The organism is Sulfurovum sp. (assembly GCF_049668085.1).
GTDB lineage: Bacteria > Campylobacterota > Campylobacteria > Campylobacterales > Sulfurovaceae > Sulfurovum.
The window spans coordinates 1-3164 of sequence record NZ_JBATIY010000164.1; the positions used below are offsets into that span (position 1 = coordinate 1).

The following is a 3164-nucleotide window of genomic DNA, read 5'->3' on the forward strand; positions in this document are numbered from 1 at the left end:
TTCCAACTCTGGATCAATAGGAACGATCTTTCCATCTTCACTGAGTGAAAAGTTTCTGTTGAATGCCATGGAGATAGAGTTCATCGTATTTTGGAACTCCGTTTTGGCATTGCTTGAACGGTTAAGCAATGCGATCAGCAGATCTTTGATCTTCATTTTATCGTAATGCAGCGCTTCATAACCAGGCACACTCAATGTTTTTAAATGAACCAGTTTACGTATATCTTTCACCCGTACCTGACTACTGATAGAACGCAGCAATATCTCTTGAAGCTTCTCTTTAGAGTAGATATTGAGCGAATCAATGATATCTGTCACACGATACCTGTTTTCATCAGCCAGATCCATCGCTTGGCAGAGTATGGTTTTACCTGTTTCGTTTTGGACAGTGATACCTTTAGAGCTGAGATACTTCTCTTCAAGTTCGATCGCATCTTTAATATAGGACTTTAGATAGAGGTATTCAGGGTACTCATCGAGTTCACTTGCACGTTTCACCAAAGAAGCAAAAGCGTACTGTCGTACATCCTCTGGAAGATTATCATAGAATTCATACTTGATGATACGTCTGAAGTTATTGAGGTTTGCGTTGAATCTAAGCGGATGAGTGAATGAGGCAGAGGCTTTTTGAAGCATTTTGTCTAAGATAGTCTCACCATCATGGCTGAATGCCGTATGGCCGATGTCATGTAGAAGACCTACGATCTTTCCTATCTTGAAAAAATTCAGATCGACATCATCACCCAATTGTGCACTAAGATGGTTGAGCATATACTCTGTGCTTAACCCTACTTCAATAGAATGGCTATAGCGGTTCCGTATACTGTCTTTGGTATGTTTTGAGAGATACATCGGGATATCTTTCAGACGTACAAAAACTTTGTGCCCTACTATACCAAGTTCACATTCTTCTACAGCAATGTGATAATGTTCTCTGTTCATCATGCCCTTTCAGGGGTTATTTTTTACTTACCCTCTGACATTCACTTACAAAGTGTTTTGCATTTTCAACCGGTACATCAGGAAGGATCCCGTGTCCGAGGTTAAAGATATGTCTTTGTGTGCCCATGATCTCTTGGATCGCTTCTACACTCTCAGTCGTTTTTTCTTTAGAGTAGAGTCTGCATGGTTCCATATTTCCCTGAAGGACGTATTTGTCTCCAAGTTTCTCTTTGGCCATAGCCATAGGTGTTCCCCAGTCTATACCAAATACATCGAAGTTTCCATACACTTTTCCACTCTCTATAAACGATGCCACACCTTTAGGGAACATAATTACAGGAATGTGCGGATATTTCTCTTTGAGATACTCAGCGATCTCAACCATATAACGCCATGAAAATTCATCATACATACCTGGTTCAATAGCCGCTGCCCAAGAATCAAAGATCTGTACGACATCCACACCTGCTTGTATCTGCTTCTCCATATAGAGTTTAACCACATCAGTTACTTTTCTAAGGATATTGTGAAGGAGTTCAGGATTTGAATACATCATCTTTTTACAAATGTTATAGGTCTTTGTCCCCTGTCCTTCTATCATATAGGTTGCCAATGTCCATGGAGCACCTGTAAAACCGATAAGTGCGATCTCATCACCTCTTGCATCCAACTGTTCTCTAAGAAGTGCTATGGTCTCATACACATAGGTCAGTTTACTTGCTGCTTCTTCACCACCGATAAGTCTGTCGAGATCTTCCTGTGATGTTAAAGGATCAGAAAACTTCGGTCCCTCACCTTTTACAAAACTCAAATCCATACCCATTTCATCTGGAATAACCAAAATATCTGAGAATAAAATAGCTGCATCAACACCTACGATGTCAAGCGGCTGGATAGTCACTTCTGCCGCTTTTTCAGGATTATGACACAAGTTTAGAAAGTTTCCTGCTTCAGCACGTACTGCCATATATTCAGGAAGATAACGCCCTGCCTGTCTCATCATCCATACAGGTGTGTATGGTGTCTCTTTCCCTAGACATGCGTCTACAAATATTTTACTCAATTGTTTTTCCTTAAAAATAATGCTCTTCTTCTTTACAAAAGAGCTTTCGTGACCTCAACAGTCTAACCAAATAAAAGGCTGTAATTCCTTTTCAAGCCTGTCTATTTCTTACCTACTTTTCCTAAAAAATATAACCCCACTGCCAGTGCTGCAATAGCAAGTGCAAAATACAACATCTCTAATGGTGTTGAAAACTTTGTATGTAGCACCCTTTGAAAAAAGTTTACTACAAGTACCATCACAATTACTTTTGCGATCTTGTCTTTTAACTGATCCAGGTTATGAATTGCCAGCAACTGATGTTCTCCATCCTCATGTTCCTTTGCCTCATCAATATCTGAAATAAAAAGTTCATATAAACCAAAAGCAAAAATAAACATCACAACGGCAATTAGATATAAGTCAACTGCACCAATGATCCCGGCAACCACATCTTCATGAAAATGTTCTGGATGTGGTATAGCATGTGTGACTACTTGAAATGAGACAACTGCAACATTCCAGATATCCATAGAGGCAATTATACATAAAATCACTGCACCAAGAAGTCCAAAAATAACTGCCAGGAGAACAATAAATCTACTTCTCCAGATCATGCCTTCAAATAGTTTTTCTAACATTACGCATTTTCCTCTAACTTGATCCATTTTTGTGCGATTCTGACTGCATTGGTTGCAGCACCTACTCTCACTTGATCTGCTACACCCCAAAGGTGTAAAATATTGTTCGCATAGATGTCTTTTCTGATACGCCCGACATAGGTCTCATCTGTATCTGTTGCAGTCAAAGGCATAGGGTATTCATTTTTAGACATATCATCTATAACAGTGACATTTTCAAAGTTACCCAGTACCTCTCTTGCTTTATCTACATTCACATCTACATTATCTTCAAATGTGATCGTGATAGACTCAGAGTGGCTTCTTAAAACCGGTACACGTACACACGTTGCAGAAACTGCAAAATTACTGTGCATGATCTTATTGGTCTCATTGACCATTTTCATCTCTTCTTTGGTGTAACCATTTTCCAGAAACACATCGATCTGTGGCAGGACATTAAAAGCGATCTGCTTGGGATAAACCTCACACTTGATCGGCTTTGCATTGAGCAGTCTTGCCGTCTGGACAGCCAGTTCCTCGATCGCTTCCTTGCCGGT

General features: G+C 39.8%; 4 protein-coding genes. All 4 read right to left on the reverse strand.

Annotated features, from left to right (window positions below; genetic code table 11):
• Window positions 1–945 (reverse strand): HD domain-containing protein (locus tag WBM70_RS10005; protein WP_424558365.1); only part of this gene is annotated, 945 nt, incomplete at its 3' end.
• A gap of 13 nt (window positions 946–958) precedes the next feature.
• Window positions 959–2005 (reverse strand): uroporphyrinogen decarboxylase, encoded by a 1047-nt coding sequence (hemE, locus tag WBM70_RS10010; RefSeq protein ID WP_424558366.1) that lies wholly within the window; start codon window positions 2003–2005, stop codon window positions 959–961.
• 101 nt (window positions 2006–2106) lie between these two features.
• On the reverse strand, window positions 2107–2625 hold the full coding sequence (locus WBM70_RS10015; RefSeq protein ID WP_424558367.1) for a YqhA family protein: 519 nt from the start codon (window positions 2623–2625) through the stop codon (window positions 2107–2109).
• A partial coding sequence (locus tag WBM70_RS10020) for an aspartate-semialdehyde dehydrogenase (protein WP_424558368.1) occupies window positions 2625–3164 on the reverse strand: 540 nt, incomplete at its 5' end. The genes WBM70_RS10020 and WBM70_RS10015, both read right to left, overlap by 1 nt.